Annotated in this window: 23 protein-coding genes; 16 read left to right on the top strand and 7 right to left on the bottom strand. The window is 59.7% G+C overall.

What is annotated here, in order from left to right; translation table 11 throughout:
• The first annotated feature begins 1 nt into the window (after position 1).
• A complete protein-coding gene (locus P3T25_RS10180) occupies positions 2 to 946 on the top strand; it encodes a LysR family transcriptional regulator (protein ID WP_171926504.1) in 945 nt (314 codons plus the stop codon).
• 42 nt (positions 947 to 988) lie between these two features.
• On the opposite strand, the gene P3T25_RS10175 is transcribed toward P3T25_RS10180, so the two are convergent.
• Both P3T25_RS10175 and P3T25_RS10170 read right to left on the bottom strand, forming a co-directional pair.
• Entirely contained in the window at positions 989 to 1,606 is a 618-nt protein-coding gene (locus tag P3T25_RS10175; protein WP_233468822.1) for a glutathione S-transferase family protein, read from the bottom strand.
• 39 nt (positions 1,607 to 1,645) lie between these two features.
• The gene (locus tag P3T25_RS10170) at positions 1,646 to 2,413 is read right to left on the bottom strand and encodes an SDR family NAD(P)-dependent oxidoreductase (protein WP_154560240.1); all 768 of its coding nucleotides are present in this window, start codon (positions 2,411 to 2,413) and stop codon (positions 1,646 to 1,648) included.
• 209 nt (positions 2,414 to 2,622) lie between these two features.
• Between P3T25_RS10170 and P3T25_RS10165 the strand changes: the two genes are divergently transcribed.
• A complete protein-coding gene (locus P3T25_RS10165) occupies positions 2,623 to 3,555 on the top strand; it encodes a LysR family transcriptional regulator (protein ID WP_168435676.1) in 933 nt (310 codons plus the stop codon).
• Positions 3,556 to 3,590: 35 nt separating this feature from the next.
• Here P3T25_RS10165 and P3T25_RS10160 read toward each other — a convergent pair whose 3' ends face one another.
• On the bottom strand, positions 3,591 to 4,547 hold the full coding sequence (locus P3T25_RS10160; RefSeq protein ID WP_266238739.1) for a LysR family transcriptional regulator: 957 nt from the start codon (positions 4,545 to 4,547) through the stop codon (positions 3,591 to 3,593).
• Between the two features lie 131 nt (positions 4,548 to 4,678).
• Here P3T25_RS10160 and P3T25_RS10155 point away from each other — a divergent pair, with 131 nt between their 5' ends.
• Both P3T25_RS10155 and P3T25_RS10150 read left to right on the top strand, forming a co-directional pair.
• On the top strand, positions 4,679 to 5,509 hold the full coding sequence (locus P3T25_RS10155) for a class I SAM-dependent methyltransferase (RefSeq protein WP_266238740.1): 831 nt from the start codon (positions 4,679 to 4,681) through the stop codon (positions 5,507 to 5,509).
• Between the two features lie 152 nt (positions 5,510 to 5,661).
• Positions 5,662 to 6,186 (top strand): hypothetical protein, encoded by a 525-nt coding sequence (locus P3T25_RS10150; RefSeq protein WP_266238741.1) that lies wholly within the window; start codon positions 5,662 to 5,664, stop codon positions 6,184 to 6,186.
• Positions 6,187 to 6,256: 70 nt separating this feature from the next.
• On the opposite strand, the gene P3T25_RS10145 is transcribed toward P3T25_RS10150, so the two are convergent.
• The gene (locus tag P3T25_RS10145; protein ID WP_266238742.1) at positions 6,257 to 7,030 is read right to left on the bottom strand and encodes an SDR family oxidoreductase; all 774 of its coding nucleotides are present in this window, start codon (positions 7,028 to 7,030) and stop codon (positions 6,257 to 6,259) included.
• A gap of 130 nt (positions 7,031 to 7,160) precedes the next feature.
• Between P3T25_RS10145 and P3T25_RS10140 the strand changes: the two genes are divergently transcribed.
• The gene (locus P3T25_RS10140; protein WP_266238743.1) at positions 7,161 to 8,081 is read left to right on the top strand and encodes a LysR family transcriptional regulator; all 921 of its coding nucleotides are present in this window, start codon (positions 7,161 to 7,163) and stop codon (positions 8,079 to 8,081) included.
• A 64-nt stretch (positions 8,082 to 8,145) separates the two neighbouring features.
• Here P3T25_RS10140 and P3T25_RS10135 read toward each other — a convergent pair whose 3' ends face one another.
• Positions 8,146 to 9,831: a phospholipase C gene (locus P3T25_RS10135; protein WP_171926499.1), complete on the bottom strand. Its 1,686-nt coding sequence runs from the start codon at positions 9,829 to 9,831 to the stop codon at positions 8,146 to 8,148.
• A gap of 505 nt (positions 9,832 to 10,336) precedes the next feature.
• Here P3T25_RS10135 and P3T25_RS10130 point away from each other — a divergent pair.
• Positions 10,337 to 11,017, top strand: coding sequence for a MarR family winged helix-turn-helix transcriptional regulator (locus P3T25_RS10130; protein WP_429358032.1), 681 nt, complete (start codon positions 10,337 to 10,339; stop codon positions 11,015 to 11,017).
• A 128-nt stretch (positions 11,018 to 11,145) separates the two neighbouring features.
• Here the strand turns inward: P3T25_RS10130 and P3T25_RS10125 are convergent, their stop codons facing one another.
• Entirely contained in the window at positions 11,146 to 12,297 is a 1,152-nt protein-coding gene (locus tag P3T25_RS10125) for a porin (protein ID WP_429358049.1), read from the bottom strand.
• 276 nt (positions 12,298 to 12,573) lie between these two features.
• Between P3T25_RS10125 and P3T25_RS10120 the strand changes: the two genes are divergently transcribed.
• From P3T25_RS10120 to P3T25_RS10085, 8 genes are all read left to right on the top strand, one after another.
• Positions 12,574 to 13,128 carry a bacteriohemerythrin gene (locus tag P3T25_RS10120; RefSeq protein ID WP_266238745.1) on the top strand — a complete coding sequence of 185 codons (555 nt, stop codon included), beginning with the start codon at positions 12,574 to 12,576 and terminating at the stop codon, positions 13,126 to 13,128.
• 32 nt (positions 13,129 to 13,160) lie between these two features.
• A complete protein-coding gene (locus tag P3T25_RS10115; RefSeq protein WP_429358031.1) occupies positions 13,161 to 14,153 on the top strand; it encodes a PDR/VanB family oxidoreductase in 993 nt (330 codons plus the stop codon).
• A 44-nt stretch (positions 14,154 to 14,197) separates the two neighbouring features.
• On the top strand, positions 14,198 to 15,499 hold the full coding sequence (locus P3T25_RS10110) for a Rieske 2Fe-2S domain-containing protein (protein WP_171926497.1): 1,302 nt from the start codon (positions 14,198 to 14,200) through the stop codon (positions 15,497 to 15,499).
• Positions 15,500 to 15,523: 24 nt separating this feature from the next.
• Complete coding sequence (locus P3T25_RS10105) at positions 15,524 to 16,795, top strand: Rieske 2Fe-2S domain-containing protein (protein WP_171926496.1); 1,272 nt, start codon at positions 15,524 to 15,526, stop codon at positions 16,793 to 16,795.
• A 10-nt stretch (positions 16,796 to 16,805) separates the two neighbouring features.
• A complete protein-coding gene (locus P3T25_RS10100; RefSeq protein ID WP_429358030.1) occupies positions 16,806 to 17,630 on the top strand; it encodes an SDR family NAD(P)-dependent oxidoreductase in 825 nt (274 codons plus the stop codon).
• A gap of 84 nt (positions 17,631 to 17,714) precedes the next feature.
• Positions 17,715 to 18,584, top strand: a complete 870-nt coding sequence (locus P3T25_RS10095; RefSeq protein WP_429358029.1) for an alpha/beta hydrolase — start codon at positions 17,715 to 17,717, stop codon at positions 18,582 to 18,584.
• Between the two features lie 108 nt (positions 18,585 to 18,692).
• On the top strand, positions 18,693 to 19,304 hold the full coding sequence (locus P3T25_RS10090) for a MarR family winged helix-turn-helix transcriptional regulator (RefSeq protein ID WP_171926449.1): 612 nt from the start codon (positions 18,693 to 18,695) through the stop codon (positions 19,302 to 19,304).
• A gap of 29 nt (positions 19,305 to 19,333) precedes the next feature.
• A complete protein-coding gene (locus tag P3T25_RS10085) occupies positions 19,334 to 19,591 on the top strand; it encodes a hypothetical protein (protein ID WP_233468820.1) in 258 nt (85 codons plus the stop codon).
• Between the two features lie 2 nt (positions 19,592 to 19,593).
• Here P3T25_RS10085 and P3T25_RS10080 read toward each other — a convergent pair whose 3' ends face one another.
• Positions 19,594 to 21,798: an OsmC domain/YcaO domain-containing protein gene (locus P3T25_RS10080; RefSeq protein ID WP_429358028.1), complete on the bottom strand. Its 2,205-nt coding sequence runs from the start codon at positions 21,796 to 21,798 to the stop codon at positions 19,594 to 19,596.
• A gap of 383 nt (positions 21,799 to 22,181) precedes the next feature.
• On the opposite strand from P3T25_RS10080, the gene P3T25_RS10075 reads away from it, so the two are divergent.
• Entirely contained in the window at positions 22,182 to 22,559 is a 378-nt protein-coding gene (locus tag P3T25_RS10075) for a hypothetical protein (protein WP_429358027.1), read from the top strand.
• 101 nt (positions 22,560 to 22,660) lie between these two features.
• On the top strand, positions 22,661 to 23,152 hold the full coding sequence (locus tag P3T25_RS10070; protein WP_429358026.1) for a DinB family protein: 492 nt from the start codon (positions 22,661 to 22,663) through the stop codon (positions 23,150 to 23,152).
• Positions 23,153 to 23,156: the final 4 nt, after the last annotated feature.

The raw sequence follows: 23,156 nt of genomic DNA, 5'->3' as shown, positions 1-23,156 counted from the left end.
TATGGAACTGAGCGAAATCGACCTCAATCTGCTGCTGCTCTTCCAGCGGCTGATGCAGGAACGGCGCGTGGCGACCGTCGCCGAGCAGATGAACATGAGCCAGCCCGGCGTCAGCAACGCGCTCGCCAAGCTGCGTCGCCGGCTTGGCGATCCCTTGTTCGTGCGCGGGCCGGGCGGCGTGGTGCCCACGCCGTTCGCGCTGCGTCTGGCGGAACCGGTCTCGCAGGCGCTCGCCACGCTGCACGCCGCACTCAATCCGGTGACGGGCTTCGATCCGCTGCGCGCGATGCGCACCATGACGATCGGCATGACCGATATCGGCGAAGTTGTTTTTCTGCCCGCGCTGCTCGAACGACTGTCGCGCGTCGCGCCGGGCGTCGCACTCAATACCGTGCGCGATACAAGCGTCAATCTCAGCAACGAGATGGCCGACGGCCGCGTCGATCTGGCCATTGGCTTGCTGCCGCAACTCAAGGGTGGTTTCTATCAGCGCCGCCTGTTTGATCAGCGCTATGTGTGCCTGTTCAGGCGCGGCCATCCGCTCGAGGACGCGCCGCTCACGCTCTCTGCATGGCGCGAGGCTGAGCATCTTGTAGTCGTGGCGGCCGGCACCGGCCACGGGCAGGTGGACGAATGGCTGAAACGGCGCGGCGTACAGCGTCAGGTGCGACTGACGGTGCCGCACTTCATGAGCGTGGGCTACATCCTGCAACGCACCGATCTGATCGCCACGGTGCCGGAGCGGCTTGCCCTTCAACTGGCAACCCCTTTCTCGCTCAGCCTGCGCGCGCTGCCCATGACGCTGCCCGCCGCACCGATCCATCTGCTTTGGCACACGCGAGTCCAGCAGGACGAAGGCAATCGCTGGCTGCGCGGGGTCGTGATCGATCTGTTTGCGGACACGGCAACGCCTGTCCGCAAAGCACGGGAGCAGCAAAAGAAATAGCACGCGCGGCCGAAGCCGCGCGCGCTGTCCCTATCCCTATCCCTATCCCTTGAAAGGTAGCGTACTGGAGAACGCGTCTATTTCCATCGCGCGCTCGGTCAATCGGGCAAGCTTGGGAAAAGCAGCCGGATGAACGACATCGGGCATAAACGCCAATGATGCGGATTGCCAGGTAATCACGACCATCACATCGGCTTGAGACAGCGCATCGCCCACCAGCCAGCCGTTACTGGCTCTCGATTCGAGCATTTGAAATCCCGCCAACGCCTGCTCGCGCAGCGATGCGACGATCGTGGCGATCTGATGCTCGGGGGGACGGATCGACTCGTCATACATATCGCTGAGCTTTCCGTAGATCGCGGATGCGATACCGATGAACTGCAAAGCGTCGCGCCGATTCACGCCGGAGGGCGCGAGCAAGGCGCGTTCTGCTCCGACTTCTTCGTGCAGATATTCGATGATGCCTGTGCTGTCGTAGAGAATCGTGCCGTCGTCAAGCGCAAGCGCCGGCACCTTCACCATCGGGCTGTACGGACGGATAAGATCCTGCTGCTCATAGGCGTGATAGGGCAGATGCTCGAACGGCATGCCGAGCAGCTTTAGTGTGATGCCGACCCGGCGGGTATAGCCGGAAAACCATGGGCCGATAAGTTTCATCATTGACTCTTCGAAATTGACTGTGTTGAGGTTCGTGATCGTTTAGAACGCTTCTTTGAAGGGGCGCAGATCGAGTTCGTGCGTCCACGCGGAACGGTGCTGGCGGTGAAGCGACCAGAATGCATCGGCGATGGCGTCGATATCGAGCAGTCCGTCGAGGCCCTTCCGTTCGACATGCTCGGCGAAGCGCGTATGCACCCGTTCTCCGTCGATGCCACCGTCGATCACGACATGGGCGACGTGCAACCCGAGCGGGCCGAATTCGCGCGCCATGCTTTGAGCTAGCATGCGCAAGCCGGCCTTGCTCGACGCGAAGTGGGCGAAGTTTGGCAAGCCTCGAAGCGCGCCCGTCGCTCCGCTGAAAAGAATCGACCCTCGGCCGAGGGGCACAAAGCGCCGTGCGGCCTCGCGACCCACGAGAAACCCGCCAAAACAGTTGAGCCGCCAGAACGATTCGAAGACGTCCGCTTCCATCGTTCGCAGATCCAGAGGCTGGTTGTTACCTGCGTTGTAGGCAATGAGGTCGGCACTGCCGCCACGCTCGTCTGCCTGCATCGCGATGTCGAACAACCGGATCACATCCGCTTCGTTCGTCACGTCCATGACGACCGTGCTCGCGGAGCCGCCCGCCTCGACAATGCTCTCGCGTACCCGTTCGATCTTCGCTTCGGTGCGCCCCGCGATGATGACGTGACGCCCCTCTGCGGCGAATCGGCGAGACAGGCCCGCGCCGAGACCTTGCTCCGGCCCGACTCCGATAACCACCGCTTTCGGGCGGTCCGAGACATGCGTTTCTTTGGTGATAGACATGGATATTTCCCTGTTCAAGATGAACTTCGGCGTAGCTGCGAAAGCAGGGCGAAGACCGCTTGGGCCGTTCGACGCGCCGTTGAAGTTCGTGTGGCGATGGGTGAACGATACCGAGAACGTGCAGGCGGATAAATCGCTGCTACGATTCCACATTGTTTCTACAGTGAAACAATCAGGCAGGTTGGGTTGGGACAGCGAGGAGTCAGACCGTGGACAAGTTTCACGCCATGCAGGCGTTTATTCGAGTGGTCGAAAGCGGCACCTTCACCAAGGCTGCGCAGGTCCTCGATTTGCCGAAGACGGCCGTCAGCCGTCTGATCGCGTCACTCGAAGCCGAACTGGGCACAAAGCTGCTCAACCGCACGACGCGCAAGGTCTCGACGACAGCGGACGGCGCCGCGTACTACGAGCGCGCGCTACAGTTGATGAGCGATCTCGCGGAGCTCGAGGGCACGATGTCGCGCGCGAAGACCAACCCGCGAGGACGCTTGCGCGTCGATCTGCCCGTGCCATTGGCTCTGTCGGTGATACTTCCCGCGTTGCCGGCGTTCGTCGAGCGTTATCCGGACATCGAGATCGAGTTCGGGATCAGCGATCGTCCGGTCGACCTCATAGCGGAAAACGTCGATTGCGTCGTGCGCGCGGGGGAAATCTTCGATCAGTCACTCGTCGCGCGACAGATCGGCGCCGTTAAACAAATCCTGTGTGCGACACCAGCGTACTGGGACAGGCACGGACGGCCTTCGCATCCTTCGGACCTTGAGCATGGTCACGTCGTCATCCGAACCATTGCCTCGCGAACCAATCGACCGTTTCCGATTGTGGTGACGAAAGATCGTGAACGCGTGGAAGTACAGAACCGGCGCGGACTGACCGCCAACGACATCATGGCGTGTCTGACCATTGGCCTGGCGGGTCTCGGCGTCGTCCATGCGTTGACGTTTTCCGCCACAACACACCTGCAAAGCGGCGCACTCGAAGCGGTCCTGAGCGACTGGGTATCGGATCCCGTTCCCGTTTTTGTTGCCTATCAACCCAATCGGCACCTGAGCACGAAAGCTCGCGTGTTCATCGATTGGCTCACCGAACTGTTTGCGAACAACGAAGCGACCGCCAAGGGCAAGCGCGTCGCGAAGACGTAACGGATGTCACGCGTTGAAGGGATGTGTCGCCGTAGCTATGTCGACGATGGAAGACCAGGAGCTGACGTCACGTTGCCTTGGCCCGCCGGGCGGCTCTTCACATGATCAATGAATGCGCGCAACTTCGGCGTCATCTGCCGGCGGCCTGGATAGTAGAGAAACACGCCCGGTATCACCGGCGCGAACGGCTCCAGCACGTGCACCAGTTTTCCCGTCCTCAACCCTTCAGCGGCCATCGGCTCAGGCAACTGGGCAAGGCCCATACCTTCGACCGCCGCACCAAGCATGGTGGAAAAATCGTTGGCGATGAGCGGGCCGGATACGGCGATCTCGATCGCGTGGCCGTTGTCGTTGAATGACCATAGCGCAAGCGCGCCGCTGGATCGTCGCCACCGCAAGCATGCGTGTTGGCGCAGATCGTCCGTGTGCATGGGGCGGGTGCGCCCTGCGAAGTAAGCAGGGCTGCCCACGACGATGAGACGAAACGGCGGCGTCAACGGTACCGCGACCATGTCGGCGTCGACGAACTGACCGAGCCGGATTCCGGCGTCGAACCCTTCCGCTGCAAGATCGATCAGCTCCTTGCTGGTGGCGATCTCCACTTCGACCTCGGGATAAGCCTGGCAGAAGGATGCAATGAGTGGTTCCAGCAGGATCGGCACCACCGCGCGCGGCACTGAAAGACGCAACAATCCGGTGGGCCGTTGGCCAAGTCCGCGCGCCACCTCACTCGCGGCGACAAGCTCGTCGAAAGCAGGCTTTGCGTGCGAAAGAAACCGTTCGCCAGCTTCGGTGAGGCCGACGCTACGCGTGGTGCGTATGAAGAGCGCTGCGCCAATTCGCGCTTCAAGTACACGCACCGTCTGGCTGACGGCGGACGGTGTCACTCCGAGTTCCGCGGCTGCCCGGCGAAAACTGCGATGCTGGGCGACGCTCAGGAACACCTCCACGCCATCGAGCGCGCCTTGCCTGACTGTGAAGTTCTGCTTCATAGCCCGTCAACATTGTGATGAATAGTCGCTCGCGAGAGGCCATGGTACACCTACACCTGCAGACGAGGGGTCATGCCGATGTCGACTCGCAAGCCCTGAACAATCCGCCAAGACCGTGGAGGAACTCCGCAATGACTGATGCACTTGATGGCGTGCGAGATCACTATCGCGCGACCGGCCTGACCGAGCGGCTGAAGATGGCGCTCACGGTCTTTGGGCCGGAAGATCAGCGGCTCACACCGCAGCAACTGGGCGCCCTCGACCAGTTTCACACACGTGGGCTTGCTGCCACCACCGAGCTTGCCAAATTGGCCGGGATCACCGCCGATATGTCGGTGCTGGACGTCGGTTCGGGCATTGGCGGGCCGGCCCGTTTTCTGGCGGCAACCTATGGCTGCCGGGTGACGGGCATCGACCTCAGCGAACCGTTCGTGGATGCCGCACGCTATCTCACCCGGCGCACAGGGCAGAGCGAACAGGTTTCGTTCCATACCGCCAGCGCGCTGGAACTTCCCTTCGAAGGCAGCCGTTTCGACGCCGTATTGCTGCAGCACGTGGCGATGAACATCTCCGAGCGCGCACGTCTTTACCGCGAGATCGAACGCGTGCTGAAGCCATGCGGCAGGTTTGCGACGTTCGACGTCGTCGCAAACGGCAGCGAACCGTACTACCCCGTTCCCTGGGCGCGAACGCCGACAGCAAGCTTTCTCCTGACGGCCGATGCAACGCGCGAAGCGATCGAACAAGCAGGTTTCCGCACGCTGGCATGGCAAGACGACACCGAGACCGCAAAGGCCTGGTTTACCCAGCAGCGCGCGTCAGGGCCGCTGCCCTCGCCAAATCTCGGCGTGGTGATGGGGCCGGACTTCGCAGAGCTTTTCAGCAACCTGGCGCGAAATCTCCTGGAAGGCCGACTCGGCATTCTCACCGCGGTGTTCGAGGCCGCATCCACGAAGCCCTGAATTCACCTGGAGAACCGCTGATGGCCGCCACCCCTTGGTGCCAGGCTCGATTCTGCTGCACGTGCTCTCACTGCGCCAGTTGATCCGACGACGCGCCGGCTGATCTCCTTCCTATCCTTCAACGCGCCCGACAACACCTGACTGGAGGCAACATGTCACCGGAACTTATCTTCCAATCGCAGCTTGTACTGGGCTATGTCGCCTGGCTGCTCTGCTTTCGCGTATACATCTGGCCCAGGCTCAAGTCGATGGATCCATTCGACGCGCAACGCGCCATCGCCACCTTGCACAGCTTCCGTTTCTTCGGGCTGGTCTTCATTCTGCCGGGCGTCGTCAGTCCCGACCTGCCTGCCAGCTTCGCCGCGTTCGCCGCATATGGTGACTTCGCAACGGGCGTTCTGGCGATGCTGGCGCTACTCGCATCAGGAAGACGCCCGCTCTTCTGGTCGTTTGTCGTGGCCTTCAATCTCGTGGGAACGACCGACCTCATCGTCGACTACGTCCACGCTATCCAGGCCGATCTTCCTGCGCGTGCAGGAGAGTTTTTTCGCACTACGTACGCGATTCCGATCATCTACGTGCCTCTGCTGATGATTACGCACGTTGCCGCCTTCTATCTGCTGCTGCGCTCCCGGCCTAAGGCGGCTCTGAGCTATTGGTCTTTCCGTAAGTCATGAACTTGGCCCCTTACTTGGTCGCTTATTTGGTCGCTTACTTGGTCGCTTATTTGGTCGCTTACTTGGTCGCTTACTTGGTCGTATAGCCACCGTTGATCAGAATGGTCTGCCCCGTAATCCACCACCCGTCGCTGACCAGATGGCGGATGAAGGGCACCACATCCCCTGGATCGGTCAAACCAGTCGTGGAGAACGGTGAAAGTGCGGCGGCGGTCTTGTGGTAAGCCACCGCGTCCGCGCCTTCGGCGGGGTAGAAGAACGGCGTGTCCATGGGTCCGGGTCCGATGGCTGTCACCGAGATGCCGCGCGCGCCGAATTCCTTGGCCGCCGCGCGCGTGAAATGCTCGACCGGCGCCTTGGTGCCCGCATAGGCAGCGTAAAACGGTGTGAACGCGCCAAGCAGCGACGTGACGAGCGTAACGATCTTCCCGTTGTCATTGACGTGCTTGCCTGCTTCCTTGAGGAAGAAGAACGCGGACTTTGAATTTACCGCCGTCATTTCATCGTACTCAGCCTCGGTGATGTCCACGAACGGCTTCTTCAACACCTTGCCTACCGTATTGATCGCAATATCAGGGCGGCCGACGGCGGCGACAACATCCGAGAACAGCTTCTCGATCGCGCCGGCCGAACTCAGATCGGCCTGGAAAGCGACCGCCTTGGCACCTGCCGCCTCGATCGCGGCAAGCGTCTCGTCTGCTGCGGCCTTCGAACTCGCGCTGTTGTAGTGGATCGCCACTGCCTTGGCGCCCTGTGCGGCGAGATCCCGTGCAATCAGTCCACCGAGATTTTTCGCCCCGCCCGCAATGACGACGGTTTTGCCTTTGATGCTGTGGTTTGCCATGGTCCATCCCCAGTACCGAAGCCGCCCGATGCAGCCTCTCATCCTGCTGGATGATATATTCCAGGAAAATCATTTAAACCTACTGTTTCTGACATCACTGGTCAGAAAAGGCGAACAGTGGAAAAGGACCGTGGATCGTATTGACCTGTTTCGCGTGTTCGCGCGTGTTGTCGAATGCGCGAATTTCACGCGTGCGGCGGACACGCTCGGCCTGCCTCGCTCGTCGGTATCCGCGGCGATCCAGGAGCTGGAAGGGCGGATCGGCGCCCGGCTGCTGCATCGGACCACGCGTAAGGTGTCGCCGACCCAGGACGGCGCCGCGCTCTATGAACGCTGCCTGCGTCTGATCGCCGATGTCGAGGAGACTGAGAACCTGTTCCGGCAGACATCGGTAGGACCGAGCGGCGTGTTGCGCGTCGACGTGCCGGGCCGTATCGGCCGGCTGATCGTCGCACCCGCGCTGCCGGAATTCCTCGTCGCGTTTCCGAAAATCGATATCGAGCTGGGCCTGACCGATCGCGCGATCGACCTTGTCGAAGAGCGCGTCGATTGCGCGCTTCGCGTGGGCAAGCTGCACGATTCCGGCACGATCGCGCGGCCCATCGGCAATCTGCCGTTGATCAATGTTGCGAGCCCACGCTATTTGTCCCAGCGCGGCACGCCTCGCACGCCCGGCGATCTGACAACCCACCAGGCCGTCCACTATGCGTCGCCATCGAGCGGCCGTATCGCGCCCTGGGAGTGGCTCGATGGCGAAACCGTGAGGACGTTGACAACGCAAGGCCGCGTGAGCGTCAACAGCGCCGAGGCGTATATCGCGTGCTGCCTTGCGGGACTCGGCTTGATCCAGATTCCTGCGTACGATGTGCAGCAGCATCTGCGCGCCGGCGAACTCATCGAGGTGATGCCCGAATACCGGGCTGCGCCGATGCCGATGACCTTGCTCTATCCGCACCGGCAGCATTTATCGCGCAGGGTTCAGGTGTTCGCCGACTGGCTCGAGGCGCTGCTGAAAGGGCAACTCGTTGGCGATTCAGGCGGAAGAAAATGAAGCAGCCCGGCGATAACGGGCTGCGGCGCAAGACATTCATCGTCGCAAGGACAAGCGTTACGTGTCAGATGGATGGAGGCGTCTTGACGGGCAAGCCAGAGGTCGGATCGAGGTAGAGCCTGGTCTCCCGGTGCTCATCGTGGCGGCGGTTGAAATCGAACATACCCGTGATACTGCCCGCCTTCGCGTCGAACGAGCCGCCTCCGATCCGGTTGCCATCAAGCCAGTTGTCTTCGATGAAACGCACTACTGACGACTGATCGATCGGCGTATGGTCGACGTAGTTCTGTTTCGCCCATGGCGAAATCACAACAAACGGGATGCGGGTACCGGGACCGCACCGGCCGTTCACCGGTTTGCCATTCAACCCGTCGGGTCCGGTGCCTGAGCCGCAAATACCTGAGCCGGTCAACTGATCCGCGACCGAGTCGAACGAAGCGCTCGTCGGCAGCGCGTATGCGTGGTCGTACCAGCCGTCGGAGTCATCCCATGCCACGATAACGGCCGTGTCACGCCAATCCGGTTGCTGTTGCAGGAAGTTGACGACCTTCGTAACGAACGCCTGCTCGTCAAGCGGGTCCGAGTACCCGGCGTGACCGTCCTCATAGGCAGGCGCCTTCAGGAAGCTCACCGCAGGGAAATTGCCAGCTTGAACAGCACTATAGAAATCGTCGATATCGTACTGGTGATTCGCGGGATCGACGGTCGAGCGATGTGCCCCGTAGGTATGCCCGATGGCCGACACCGAACTGGGACGCAAATGCTGCGGGTTTGACGTCGACGCGTAGTACTGGAACCAGTTGTGGTGCGGAATGTAGTCGGCCGTGGCGGCACCGACCACTTGTGACGTTGTGCTGCGTGTGCATCCTGTCGTTCCGTTGCTGTTCGTGGTCGACAGATTGAAGCCGCCCATGAAGCCGCCCCACGTAATGTTGCGCGCGTTGAGCAGGTCGCCGATGTTCTTACCGGTCATCTGCGCGGTATCGGTGGTACTCGAGCACAGGTCGTAGGCAGGATCGACGTCGTTGATCATCGTGAATCCGCCTTGGCCGTCGTTGACGTAATACGAGCCGGCCGTCGAGGGCTGCTTCGACGTCAGGACGACTTTCATGCCGTTGGTCTGTCCTGAGACGACTTCGAGCGCACCCGGCGTTGACGGACCATATGTCGATGTATAGGCGTTATCGCTCATCGCGAAGTTCTGCGCATAGTTCCAGAGCGCCGTGACCGTATTGCCGTCGTAGTAACCCATCACCTGGCCGGCCGTGCCGAACGCGCCGGCGCCGCCGCTGGTGCCGCGGCCCGTGTATTTCGGAAAGAGGTCTGCCTTGCCGTTATCGTATGCCTGCTGCTCAGCCGTATACGCATGGTTCTGGTCGGCTGTGGCCGCCTGCGTGCGATCGAGACGGAACGGATTGGCCGCGCCCGTGCCATTGGCGGAGTTCATAAAGTTCGGGTTGGCCGTCAACAACGTGCCCGATAAGCCGTTCACCTCTGGCGTGCCGGCTTGCGCTGCAAACGCAGGTTCTCCAGGCGGATTTGCCGCATGCGGGTAGGTCGCGAAGTAGTGATCGAACGATACGTTCTCGCCATAGATCACTACCAGATGCTTAATGGGTGTGGCTGTATGGACTTCATCCCGCCGGGAGTCATGCTGGTCCCCGTCGTGGTCGTCGCTGGCGCTCCATGCAGCCGTCGTTGCAAGCGCAACAGCCGTGAGCGAAAAAAGGGCAATCCGACGCCAAAGCATTGTGTGGCTCCCAGTAGTGTTACGCAAAGATAACCGCGGCGCCCGGGACGGCTTATCCAACCTGCTTGACAACGCTGATCCGATCCGACAACAGGGGGCCACGCGGAGGTTGCATTACAACAAGCGCTAACCATTCAATCACGCACGTATGAATGATTGGCGTCAGGAAGCTTTCATGTTGTTTCGATTCGCGATCTGCGTATCGGGGAGCCAACTCGATCGTGGCTGGGAGGAGGTTAGTGATTGATCGGCCTTCGGGCGGAGGCATTGTCAGATGCTGTGCCCGAACGTCGCCTAAAAGCGGTGAGTCTGGGAAGACCGCTCCTTGTGGCGCACTAATCGCCGTTTCCTCCTGCCTATTTACGGATCCGTCATTTCGATTTCGTCGAGGCAGGCGCTTGCGCCTCAGGCGACCAACGCCACGCCGCGAGGCCTTAACGTACAAGCTTCGCAACCCTTGTTACAATCGGTTGAAATTGTATGACCTTCCCAGGAAGCCTTCTAGATGAGCCAAACCGCCACGAAACGAGCCATGTCCGCTCGAACCCGCAAGAAGTCTGTCTCGATCCAGGCGGAGCCTGCCGTGCACCCACATTCTCCGGGTAGCAGCCATGTCGATTTCATCACCTTGCAGTGGCAGCGGGAATACAGAAATCTGGATCTTTCGAACTTCTTGCTCGCGATTTATTTTATGCGCCTCGGCACGCTTGTCGAACTTGCGTTTGACAAGATGACGCAAGAACTTTGGGGTGTCAGCGGGTCAGACATGCGTGTCCTGCTGGCGCTGCGTCGCAGCGGCCACCCGTATGCAAAGCGACCGACCGATCTGTATCGCTCGCTACTCGTTACCTCGGGCGCAATAACCAAGAAGATTGATCGGCTGGAGAGCCTTGGCCTGGTCGAACGCCAGTCCGATCCCAGTCACGGCGGTGGGTCGATCGTTCATCTGACCAGGAAGGGCCTGGACGTTGTCGAAAAAGCCATCGTGAAACTGGCGGAAGAGTCTTCCATCGCACCTGCGATGGCGCACTTTACGGAAGCCGAGCGGGCAAGCGGTACAGAGTTCTGTCTGCGCACGTTGGCCCTGTTAGAAGAATTGAACGCTCCCGCGATCGAAGACACCGAGAAGATTGCGCCGAAGTCTCGAACAAAAGCGGCGCGACAGCCATCCCGCAATAGTCGATAGTTGCACTGTTGACGGATCAAACGTCCAGCACCAACATCTGATTCAACGCCCTCGAGTAGCAGGTCACTGCTGTTGTCGGGCGTGAATGGCCGACAACAGCGCGGTGACTTCAAGCGTCCACTAAGCTTCTAGAACTGGTGGCGAATACCCACCATCGCACCCGTTTGATTTACACCGGGCAATGGGTTAGATGCCGGTGGGATCACACCGCCATCAATCGTGTACGCTCCGTTGCGCTGATTGAACACGCGACCCGCAGTAACATAGACAGAAGAGCGCTTGGACAACAGGTACGTCGCACGCGCTGCGATCACGGAGGCTCCCGCGGAACTGCCACCGTTCACTGATATGTGTCCGAACTGGGCATCCAGAGCAATTTGCGGAAGGGGGAAATAGGTCCCGCCAAGCCACCAGTAGTTGCTGACGGCATCGGAAAGGGTCGGCGTCTGCACCCCGTGATTGATTCGATGCAGGAATCCCGCACCGATAGTCGAGGTACCAAATTTCACGTACCCGTCGATAACGGCACGTGTATCGGTTTGCGCAGTCTTGGGCAGGGGCGAGCCGACCCCGCCACCACCGTAGTTGCGGTCAAAGGCCGTCGCCACACCCCAAGTCGCCGCTTCATATTTCACCATGGCAGACATCGACTTGCAGGCCCGCCAGTCCGTCGGCGACTGCCCAGCGCATCCGCCGGCCGGCACGGGATCTACCGCGTCACGCCCGAACGAATACGTGGCGCCCACGGTCAGCCCTGATCTTGTGAAGGTATAGGCGACAGCGTTGTCGAGTCGCGGTTGAGCCAGGTATGGGTCCAGATCTCCGGCTGCATAGACATTCGGCCCCATCGTGTCACCCGGCATGGCCCAATAGATCTGGGAGTATTGCCGGCCCGCGGTTAACGTCCCCCAACGCCCAGAAAGCCCGACATATGCCTGCCGGCCGAACAGGCGGCCACCTTGATTCAGTGCGCCAGTCGACGGGGCGAAGCCCGACTCCAGGACAAAAACCGCGCTAAGGCCGCCACCCAGATCCTCTTTACCGCGGAGACCCCATCTCGAGGGTATCGATCCCGTGAGCGTCGGCATACGTACCACACTGGACTTTTGGGGACCGACATTTGTCACATACTCAATGCCGGTATCGATAATCCCATACAAGGTGACAGAACTCTGCGCCTGGGTTACCGCCGGCGCGCATACGGCAAGAAACGAGAGTCCCCAGCAAGCCACCTGATGTCGCGAAAAACCACATCCCACCCGCTTCAACCCTGAACTCATCATCTGTCTCCCCCTGGTTAATTGCTTCCACGGAAGATAATTTTTGATCGTCTTCCTTGTCAAATTATTTGACGTTGGGAGATACCCGCACCCCATCGAACCAGGCCCATCTTGATCGCATATGAGAAGTTTACTTCGTCACAAAATGTCTGTTTTTTATAGGATATTTTGTCTTATTGGCGTTTTCCCTATCTCGACATTTGATGAGTAAAACATCATCTTCCACGGAAGATGTAATTGGCCAGTGCGATCAACTTCGCAGGAGTACGTTGAAAAATGAACGATTTGGAAGACCGGCAGACAACTCACGATCATGGTGTCGCGCCATCACCGAACCCCACGGTTGGCTCAACAATGACCGGGGCAACGGAACATGTCCGCGAAGAGGACCGTGCCCGTCCTCGCTTTGCCTGGAGCGACGACTACGCACTCGGCCATCAGACGATGGACGAGACTCACCACGAGTTTGTGGCGTGCGTACATACGCTGCTGACAACGGAAGACGAAAATCTCGGGAGCGCACTCGAAGCATTTGCCGACCATGCGCGTCGCCACTTTGACGAAGAGGACGCCTCGATGCGCGAGACGGCCTACGGCTCAGCGGGCTGTCATATCGATGAGCACGCTAACGTGCTGCACTCGCTCGACGAGGTACGGGCTATGTTGGCCGAGGGACGTACCGACGTTGTTCGTTCCTTTGCCCGCGCGCTGGTGGACTGGTTTCCGGAGCACGTGCGTGTGATGGACCAGGGTCTGGCGCGCTGGCTGATTCAGCGACGGCTGGGCGCCTCGCCAATAGTCATCCGGCGTCGACTTCAGGTTGCCGCCTGACACGCTGTCCTCACTTTACTCAAGTATCTGTCATGAACAACCAATCATCCCCTTTGGACACGTTGCTGCAGGTCAAAGTCATCGCCAGGACATGGCTGGCCGACGACATTTCCGGCTTTGATCTCTCGCCATTGTCGAACGGCGACCTGCCGGCCTTCGAAGCCGGTGCGCACATCGATCTGCATGTGCCTGGCGGCCCCGTGCGTCAGTACTCCTTGTATGACTTGCCGGGCGAATCCCCGCGCTACCGGATCGGCGTGCTGCGTGATCCCCAATCCCGCGGTGGTTCCGTCAAGCTTCTCGATAACGTGCAAGCCGGCGACACGCTCACGATCAGCGCCCCGCGCAACCACTTTGCTTTGCATGACGATCAAAAAGACCGGTCGATCCTGTTCGCGGGTGGTATCGGCATCACGCCGATCTTTTGCATGGCACAGCAACTGGCGCGCGAACACCGCCCATTCGAAATGCACTACTGCGGTCGCACGCTATCGCGCATGGCCCTTATCGAACGCCTGCAGCAGGCGCAATTCGACGAGGAGTCGCAGGTACACATGCACGTCGACGACGGTGCCCCTGATCAGCAGCTCGATGCCCGCTCCGCGATAGGCACGCCTTCATCGGACAAGCACCTGTATGTGTGTGGGCCCACCGGCTTCATGGATCACATTCTGCAGACCGCGCGCGAACTCGGTTGGGACGAGGCACATCTGCACCGCGAATATTTCGCTGCGGCACCCATCGATTCGTCGGGCGACGAGCGGTTCGAGATCGAGATTGGCAGCAGTGGCCAGGTCATCGAGGTTCACGCGGATCAAAGTGCCGCACAAGCTCTGCTCGACGCCGGCTTCAACCTGCCGCTGTCCTGCGAGCAAGGTGTCTGCGGCACCTGCATGACCAAGGTGCTGGCCGGTGAACCTGACCACCGGGACCTTTATTTGACGGACGACGAACGGGCGCGGAGCGACACCTTCATGCCGTGCTGCTCGCGCGCGAAGACTTCCCGGCTGGTGCTCGATCTTTGAGGCCATCAGTCACCCACTGCCAAACATCGTAGCGAGGGATCGACATGTTGAACAAGCAAGATAACGAATTGATGTGCCGTGTTGGCGCCGGTACCGCCATGGGTGATGCGATGCGCCGCTTCTGGTTGCCCGTGATCCAGTCGTCGGATATGCCGGAGGCGAATGGCGATCCGCAGACCATTGAACTGCTGGGTGAGCGGTTTGTCGTGTGGCGCGACCAGCAAGGCCAGCCCGGCCTCTTTGCAGAGGGTTGCCTGCACCGCGGCGCATCGATGCAATTAGCCCGCGCGGATGGCGACGGCCTGCGCTGCATCTACCATGGCTGGAAATTCGCGGTGGATGGAACTGTCCTTGAAACGCCTAATGTCGAGGACCCGAAATTCAAGCAACGGATCAAGGGCCGAACCTACCCGGTGCGCGAAGTGGGCGGCATTGTCTGGGGCTATCTGGGTCCGAAGGATGAAGAGCCGCCGTTCCCGCATTGGGCCTTCATGGATCAGCCGGACGTGCACCGCATCAACGCCCGCGCGGTCATCAACGCCAATTACGTGCAGGTGATGGAAGGTCTCGTCGATTCGTCGCATCTGACCGTTCTGCATAGTTCCGCACTGGCGAGGACTAACGACTCCGATCTCGACTACGCGAAGAAGACTTCGCATATGCAGTTCGACGCGGCTCCCAAAATCGAGGCAGACGAGACGGACTTCGGCTTCCACTACGTAGCCATCCGCGAAAGCCAGGGTCAGCGTATCGCACGCGTCACCTCGTTCATCGCGCCTTGCTTCATCGCCAACGCGAACGGAGATGTCTGGCTTGCGATCGTTCCGATCAGCGACGAGCGCTGTTTCCTGTACCACGTGTGGTGGGATGCCGAAAAACGCATTGGCGAAGAACCGTTGCGCAATGAGCAACTCACGTTCGTGGGCCTGGACGACTCGACGCTGCGCAAATACGGCATGACGATCGACACCTGCGACTCTCCGACTGCCATGTCGGTTGCCAATGGCTACCGCCAGGACCGCGCGCAGCAGCGCAACGGCCACTTCACGGGGTTTGACGGCATCACGCAGGAAGACGCCGCGTGCAGCGTGTCGAGCGGTGCGATTCGCGACCGGTCGCAGGAGATGCTCTCCACCGCCGACCTCGCGATCAGCCGTCTTCAGCGCTGCTTGCTGTCCTACGCCCGGGCGGCCCGTGACAAGCAGGAAATACCCGCGCTACGAGCGGACGCGGGCAGTGCAATTGGCGTGTCCGGTGAAATCGGTGCTGGCGAAGACTGGCGCACTCTTGTTCCCCACCATCGGATCGTTTCGTCTCATGGCGCGCGCGCAGAGCGCAGCCAATAACGAAAGTCAATTAAGGAGCTTTATATGTTGAGCCACAAAGACAACGAGACTCTCTGCCGTGTCGGCCCGGGCACGCCGGGCGGCGCCTTGATGCGACGCTACTGGCACCCCGTGTGCGCCTCGGTCCAACTGCCACATCCGGACTGCGCGCCGCTGCGAGTCCGCCTTCTCGGCGAGGATTATGTCGCCTTCCGCGACACCGAGGGCAAGGTAGGTTTTCTGGAAGAGCTGTGCATGCATCGCGGCGCGTCGCTCGCGCTCGGCCGCGTGGAAGAAGGCGGTATCCGCTGCCTGTATCACGGCTGGAAGTTCAGCGTCTCTGGTGCCGTACTGGAAACGCCGAACCACGCCGATCCGAAGTACGCGACACGGATGAAGGCACCCGCCTTTCCAGTGCACGAGGAAGGCGGCGTCGTCTGGGCATATGTCGGCCCGCGCGAGTTGCAGCCGGCGTTTTCTCGCTACGCGTTCATGGATGCGGACCCGAAACACCGCGTCGTGCTGCGCGTCAACGTCCACTGCAACTATCTGCAACTGGTGGAAGGTGGAGAGGACAGCTCGCACGTCGGCGTTCTGCACACCAATATGGCGCGCCCCGGCTGGAAGGACGACGAGTTCACGCCGAACTCCGACGTAGTCAATCCCGCTGCGCTTGCGTCCAATGATCTGGAACCGGCTCTCAAGATCGAAGAGACAACCTTCGGTTTCCACTACGTTGCGCTGCGCAAGACAAATGATCCGAAAGTCCAGAACGCACGCGTGGTGCCATTCATTGTCCCCTACGGCCGCATCATTCCTGCTCCCGCGTTTCAGTTCACCGTCCTCGAGGTCCCTCAAGACGACACGCACACGAGCACCTACATCATCGTGCACGGCGACGCACCGGTGACTGAAGAGAAGATCATCGAGCTGCTAGGACTGAATGACCCGCGATACTATGACCGCAAGAGTTGCCAGTTCACGGCAAGCGTGGCGGATATGTTCGACCAGAACCGCGAACTGATGAAGGAAAACTGGACAGGCTTGCGCGGCGTCGAGGTAGAAGATGCAGCGATCGGGCTGTCTCAGGGCCCCCTCTACGATCGCTCGCGCGAACATCTGGTGCCCGCCGACCAGGCCGTCGTGCGCGTACGCCGTGTGCTTCTCGATGCCGTCAAGCGTGTGGCGGAGAACCAGCAACCACCCGCGCTCGGTCTCGACCTCCGTGGCGTGAGCGCCTGCGATCGGGAACTCGTGGACGGTACAGCCTGGCAAGAGCTGATTCCGTCGCATCGCAACATCGTGACAGCCGAATAAGGATACTCACGTGACCGATAATACCCATCAAGATGTTCCGGACTACCTGTCCCTGCTGCGACTTGACGGTCGCGGTTTTGTGGTGCTTGGCGCGGGGCAGGGTATCGGCGAACAAACCGTTCATGCACTGGCGCAGGCCGGTGCTCGCGTACTCTGCGTCGACCGTGACGAGACGCTGGCACGGAAAATTGCAGAGGCCGTGGACGGCATACCGTGCACGGCGGATGCAACATCTCGCGAAGATATGCAACGGGTGTTCGACACGGCGCGCCAGCACTTCGGCCGCGTGCATGGCGTCGTCGATATCATCGGCGTGGCGGGACTCAAGCCGCTCGCTGCCGTCGACGATGCGTCGTGGGACCAGCAATTCGATATCGTCGTCCGCCATGCCTATCTCGCGATTCAGATTGGCGGCGAAATGATGAAGGCCGATGGTGGCGGCACCTTTGCGTTCGTTGGCTCGCTCGCCGGCGAACTCGCGGTGCCGAACGAGGTTGCCTACGCATCCGCGAAGGCGGCATTGCATCACCTCGTACGCTGCGCGGGTGCCGAGTATGCCCCCCACAATGTGCGCATCAATGCAGTGTCTCCGGGCTTCGTCCGTACGCCGAGACTGAATCAGCGTCTGGACGAAGCGACCTGGACGAGAGTCGGTAACGCGATTCCGCTTGGACGGGCTGCCACGCCGGCAGAAATCGCGGGTCACCTGTTGTTCCTTGCGTCCGACCTGAGCGCTCATATGGCCGGTGAAATCATCGCTGTCGATGGCGGCCTTGGCGTCGTTGCCGCCATTCCCTCCATTACGTTCGCTCCCTCATCAACCCCGACTCCCTGAAAACCAGCGATGTCTTCTTCTCCTCAAAACCACATCCACCCGTCGCTTCGGGCTATCGCTGCAAACGCCGCAGCAAAACCTGGTATGGCGGAGGTGAGCCCCGAAGAGGCGCGCGTGGGCATGGCCGCACGCACCGCAGCACGTGAGCCCGGCCCTCATATCGACAAGGTTGTCGATTTCATAGTTCCGGGTCTCGACGCCGGCATCCCTGTACGCATCTACCATCCGAAAGACGCCACAGGGGTCACGATGGCCTTTCACGGCGGCGGATGGCTGATGGGCAATCGCGACAGTTTCGACGCGGTATGCCGCCATCTGGCCAACGACTCCGGACTGGCGGTGGTCAGCGTCGACTATCGCCTCGCGCCAGAGCATCCGTTTCCTGCGGCGTTGGACGATGTATGGGCCGCGACCTGCTGGGTCGCCGAATACGGGCACAAGCTGGGGCTTCCGTCCGAGCGTTTGACCGTGTTCGGCGAGTCGGCCGGCGGCAATCTCGCAGCAGCGGTATGCCTGCTGGCGCGGGAGCATGCCAAACCTCGCATTCTCGCCCAGGCACTCGTCTATCCGGCGACAGATGCCCGGCAGCAGGGGACCTCGCTATCCACCTACGCCGAAGGCTTCGTGCAGCGCAAGGTCGATGTCGAGCACGCATTTCGCACGTACGCTCTGGATCATGGTGTGACACCGACAACCTGGAAGCTCTCGCCGTTCCTCGCCGACGATCATGCGGGGCTGCCGCCGGCCATCGTTATCACCGCCGAGTGTGACGGCTTGCGCGACGATGGCGAAGCTTACGCACGGAAATTGGCCGAAGCGGGTGTTCCGACGACGTGCGTGCGCTACCTCGGCATGCTACATACGTTCTACAGTATGCGCGGTCAAGTCGACGCGGCGACCCTGGCTCAGCGCCAGATAGCCGACGCGTTGCGCCACGCGGTACAAGCGGCATAGCCATGCAAGCGCGGCGCCTCGAGCACGTCACTGTGTGCAGGCGCTGCGCCCTTCAGTTCGTAATCGGATCCTTTTAGCCTGCGCCCTTTAGCCAAGGAAGTCATCGAGATGAGCATCGCCGCCGCAAAGCGACCCGCGCCTCCCCCATCCCGCAAGCAGGCAGTAGCGGAGCACTCGAACGCTTCCGGGCCATCGAATGTCCCTCGTAACAGCCACGTTGAGTTCATTACGCGGCAATGGCAAAGTGAGCACAGCGAACTCAATCTTTCCAACTTCCTGCTCGCGATCTATTTCATGCGGCTCGGCACACTCGTGGAACAGGCGTTCGACAAAATGTGCCAGGGCCTGGGCGATATTAGCGGGTCCGACATGCGTGTGCTGCTGGCACTACGTCGCGGCGGTCACCCGTACGCAAAGCGCCCGACCGACTTGTATCGCGCACTACTCGTCACCTCCGGTGCAGTGACCAAAAAGATCGACCGTCTCGTGAAACTCGGCATGGTAGGACGTCAGGCAGACCCGAGTCACAACGGCGGTTTCATCGTCCATTTGACCAGGAAGGGCCTCGACATCGTTGAAAAGGCGATTGTCACGCTTGCGGAAGAGTCGTCGATCGCGCCTGCGATCGCCCACTTTTCGGATGCGGAACGCGCCGCGGGCAACGAGTTCTGTCTGCGGACATTGGCCTTATTAGAAGAATTGGTGCCTCCCAAATCTTGAAGAATCCGGCAATGCGTTGTTGAAGCCCCGTGTCAGAGGCGCGCAACGCTCGCCGCGCCATCGCGCGCAAGCGTGCAGCCGAACGGATGAAAATATGGCACGATCACATCGTGCCATTGCCAAAGCAGGCGATCGCTGTGCTGAACGAATCGCAGTCAATTACCGGTAAGGGTCGCTACGTCTTTCCGTCCCCAGCCCGTCAAAAGACTCCCCATTTACATCGTGATGCATTGAGCAAAGCGCTACGGGAGATGAAAGGCATCATCGCATCCAGCCATGACTCGTAACCCTAACTGGCGGTAGCCGCCACATTGGCCCGCGCCTTATGCAATTTTTTGTAGCTGTCGATCAGGCGGTGGTGCCTATCGAGCCCCTCCAGTTTCATACTCGTTGGCGATAACCCGAAGAAGCGCACGCTGCCGTCCACCGACCCCATTACCGCGTCCATCCGGGCATTGCCAAACATCCGACGGAAGTTGAGGGCGTAGTCGTCCAGTTCCAGATCGTCATCGAGCAGCACCTCCAGCACCACATTCAAGGCCTGGTAAAACAATCCGCGCTCGACCGTGTTGTCGTTGTACTGCAGGAACGCTCCCACCAACTCTTGCGCAGCCTCGAATTGCCGCAAGGCGAGATGAATCAGCAGCTTCAACTCGAGAACTGTTAGCTGGCCCCAATCCGTATTCTCGTCAAATTCGATGCCGATCAAAGTGGCAATATCGGAGTGCTCGTCCAACTCACTGTTCTCCAACCGCTCAAGCAGAGCAGCCAGGCCGGCATCGTCCAGGCGATGCACGTTCAAAATATCGGCGCGGAACAACAGCGCCTTGTTTGTGTTATCCCAGATCAAATCCTCTACCGGGTAAACTTCCGAATAATCGGGCACCAGAATCCGGCAGGCAACAGCACCCAGCTGGTCATACACCGCCATGTACGCCTCTTTGCCCATGTCTTCGAGAATGCCGAACAAGGTTGCCACTTCCTCGGCATTGGAGTTTTCACCCTGGCCGGAAAAATCCCATTCAACAAACTCGAAATTCGCTTTGGCGCTGAAAAAGCGCCACGACACCACACCGCTGGAATCGATGAAGTGCTCAACAAAGTTATTTGGTTCCGTCACAGCGTTACTGACAAAGGTGGGCTGAGGTAAATCGTTCAGGCCTTCAAAACTACGCCCCTGCAGCAATTCCGTGAGACTGCGTTCCAGCGCTACCTCGAAGCTTGGGTGCGCGCCGAACGAGGCAAAGACACCGCCTGTTCGCGGGTTCATCAAGGTGACGCACATCACCGGGTAAGTCCCACCCAGCGACGCATCCTTCACCAGCACCGGAAAGCCCTGCTCTTCCAATCCCTTTATCCCGGCCAGAATGCCAGGGTACTTCGCCAGCACTTCGTGCGGCACATCAGGTAATGCGAATTCACCTTCCAGAATTTCGCGCTTTACCGCCCGTTCGAAAATTTCGGACAGACATTGCACCTGCGCTTCGGCCAGCGTATTACCGGCACTCATGCCATTGCTGAGGAATAGGTTTTCGATCAGGTTGGACGGAAAGTACACCACTTCGCCGTCCGACTGCCGCACGAACGGCAGCGAACAGATACCGCGCTCCACATTGCCGGAGTTAGTGTCGATCAGATGCGAGCCACGCAACTCCCCATCCGGGTTGTAAATCTCCAGGCAGTACGCATCCAGAATCTCAGCCGGCAGCGCATCCTTACGGCCGGGCTTGAACCAGCGCTCGTTCGGGTAATGTACGAACTCCGAGTTGGCGATGTCTTCGCCCCAAAACGCACCGCCATAGAAATGGTTGCAATTCAGGCGCTCAATAAACTCTCCCAACGCGGACGCCAACGCGCTTTCTTTGGTCGCTCCCTTGCCATTGGTAAAACACATCGGCGAGTGTGCATCGCGGATATGCAGCGACCACACATTGGGAACGATATTGCGCCACGAAGCGATTTCAATCTTCATGCCCAAGCCCGCCAAAATGCCCGACATATTGGCGATGGTTTGCTCCAACGGCAGATCCTTGCCCGTAATATAGGTGCTGGCGTCAGAAGCCGGCTTCAACGTCAGCAAGGACTGAGCATCGGCATCCAGGTTCTCTACCTCTTCAATTACAAACTCGGGTCCGGCTTGCACCACTTTTTTGACCGTACAACGGTCGATGGAACGCAAAATACCCTGGCGGTCTTTGTCGGAGATGTCCGCCGGCAACTCAACCTGAATCTTGAAAATCTGTTGGTACCGGTTTTCCGGATCAACAATATTATTCTGTGACAGGCGGATATTTTCGGTAGGAATATTGCGAGTTACGCAGTACAACTTCACAAAGTAAGCTGCACACAGGGCCGATGAGGCCAGAAAATAATCGAAAGGACCAGGCGCCGAGCCATCGCCCTTATAACGGATAGGCTGGTCGGCCACTACCGTGAAGTCATCAAACTTGGCTTCAAGGCGTAGCTTATCGAGAAAGTTGACTTTAATTTCCATGGGGAAATTCCAAAAATGGTGCTCAAGACAAAATACAAAACCCTGTAAAAAAACAGGGCTTTAATAGTCAATCGACTAGCGAATGATGTTTCCTGGCGGGGATTCTACTCCCACTTGATAGACAACCAGCCTGTGCGACTATCGTGCGCACAGGCTGAGTTCCGTTGTCGTCGCTGCCCATCGAATATCTGCGACCGGCAACGCCGTGGCAACGCGAGCGGCAAAACCACGCGATCTCGACGCCGGTCAGCGCTGCAGAATGAACGTCCGCTTCATTCGAGGTCGAAGGACCGCTTCGGTACCAACCCGCTTCACGTCCACCTGTCGACGCACTCCAGTACGAAAAGCTTGCTTTGCAGGCATTCGATCTCTGCAGCCGGCAATTGAGTCAACTGGAAACGCTTGTCACTTTTGCGGCCACAATATGTAGGAATCCTGCCATCACGATCGAGGAACGCCGACGCCAGAACACGTTGCTTGAATTACTCGTCCACACTGGCGAGCAGTATCAGCAGGATCTCGCTTGCGACCGCGAGCTGTTCCAGGTGATCGCGCTGGATGCGAAGGGTGTCGCTCAAAGCCGCATCACCGCAAACCGTGCGACGCGTCTTCTTGAAGAGTCCGCACAGATCGCAGCCGAAGCTCAAGCCAAAGCGCAGCCTACGATAACGAAGGTCAGCCAGCGCAAACAAAAGCCCGCCAAAGACACGACAAGCGCAAGAGCAAAAACCGCCCAGCGACTGGTTGTCGAGCCGAACTGATTCGCCAGGAGCGACGGCAAGTCGCATAGACGCGCTGAAGAGACCATTGACGCGTTGCTGCCAAGCGTGGCGGCGCGTCGATGCCCCTTTGACTGGACGCAATGAATGGATTGAGCGCCGAGCATCATCCGGCGGAACTTCATCTTGCTACCCGGCTCATGAATCATTGTCTGGTAGTGAACAGGATCTTCGCGGCGCATCTCATTGGTGAAAGTCATCACTTCGCGTCGGACAATACACCCGACACCCCAACGCTCCCGGAACTGCGCGCTGGCCTCACGGCTACGGATCACTGGTACCTCGACTATGTAGGGACGGTCGCGCCGGCCATGCTGTCCGAATCTGTACCCTTCGCGTTCACCGATGGGGACAACGGGTATATGACGCGTGAAGAGATGCTGACCCACGTCGTGACCCATGGCGGTTATCACCGTGGTGAGGTAGGGCGAATTCTGGTTCAGGTTTCCAACGGATCGGAGCAGGGCATTAAATTGCCTTGGGACACCTACGCCGTGCATCTGCACACAACGGAGCCCTCACGCCGGCTTCGCGGCAGAGAGCCCTTTTCAGAGGCAGTTGATATCGGGCAATAAGCGA

The sequence above is a fragment of the Paraburkholderia sp. GAS32 genome, from assembly GCF_050434225.1.
GTDB lineage: Bacteria > Pseudomonadota > Gammaproteobacteria > Burkholderiales > Burkholderiaceae > Paraburkholderia > Paraburkholderia madseniana.
This window is presented reverse-complemented; position numbering and strand designations above follow the sequence as displayed.

Bases quoted from the DNA above. Each gene is read 5' to 3' on its own strand.
- P3T25_RS10095 (WP_429358029.1), top strand. From the start codon at position 17,715: ATGGCGGAGGTGAGCCCCGAAGAGGCGCGCGTGGGCATGGCCGCACGC.
- P3T25_RS10120 (WP_266238745.1), top strand. From the start codon at position 12,574: ATGAACGATTTGGAAGACCGGCAGACAACTCACGATCATGGTGTCGCG.
- P3T25_RS10090 (WP_171926449.1), top strand. From the start codon at position 18,693: ATGAGCATCGCCGCCGCAAAGCGACCCGCGCCTCCCCCATCCCGCAAG.
- P3T25_RS10180 (WP_171926504.1), top strand. From the start codon at position 2: ATGGAACTGAGCGAAATCGACCTCAATCTGCTGCTGCTCTTCCAGCGG.
- P3T25_RS10125 (WP_429358049.1), bottom strand. From the start codon at position 12,297: ATGAGTTCAGGGTTGAAGCGGGTGGGATGTGGTTTTTCGCGACATCAG.
- P3T25_RS10130 (WP_429358032.1), top strand. From the start codon at position 10,337: ATGAGCCAAACCGCCACGAAACGAGCCATGTCCGCTCGAACCCGCAAG.
- P3T25_RS10105 (WP_171926496.1), top strand. From the start codon at position 15,524: ATGTTGAGCCACAAAGACAACGAGACTCTCTGCCGTGTCGGCCCGGGC.
- P3T25_RS10160 (WP_266238739.1), bottom strand. From the start codon at position 4,547: ATGAAGCAGAACTTCACAGTCAGGCAAGGCGCGCTCGATGGCGTGGAG.
- P3T25_RS10155 (WP_266238740.1), top strand. From the start codon at position 4,679: ATGACTGATGCACTTGATGGCGTGCGAGATCACTATCGCGCGACCGGC.
- P3T25_RS10175 (WP_233468822.1), bottom strand. From the start codon at position 1,606: ATGATGAAACTTATCGGCCCATGGTTTTCCGGCTATACCCGCCGGGTC.
- P3T25_RS10135 (WP_171926499.1), bottom strand. From the start codon at position 9,831: ATGCTTTGGCGTCGGATTGCCCTTTTTTCGCTCACGGCTGTTGCGCTT.
- P3T25_RS10150 (WP_266238741.1), top strand. From the start codon at position 5,662: ATGTCACCGGAACTTATCTTCCAATCGCAGCTTGTACTGGGCTATGTC.
- P3T25_RS10115 (WP_429358031.1), top strand. From the start codon at position 13,161: ATGAACAACCAATCATCCCCTTTGGACACGTTGCTGCAGGTCAAAGTC.
- P3T25_RS10170 (WP_154560240.1), bottom strand. From the start codon at position 2,413: ATGTCTATCACCAAAGAAACGCATGTCTCGGACCGCCCGAAAGCGGTG.
- P3T25_RS10110 (WP_171926497.1), top strand. From the start codon at position 14,198: ATGTTGAACAAGCAAGATAACGAATTGATGTGCCGTGTTGGCGCCGGT.
- P3T25_RS10145 (WP_266238742.1), bottom strand. From the start codon at position 7,030: ATGGCAAACCACAGCATCAAAGGCAAAACCGTCGTCATTGCGGGCGGG.
- P3T25_RS10080 (WP_429358028.1), bottom strand. From the start codon at position 21,798: ATGGAAATTAAAGTCAACTTTCTCGATAAGCTACGCCTTGAAGCCAAG.
- P3T25_RS10070 (WP_429358026.1), top strand. From the start codon at position 22,661: ATGAATGGATTGAGCGCCGAGCATCATCCGGCGGAACTTCATCTTGCT.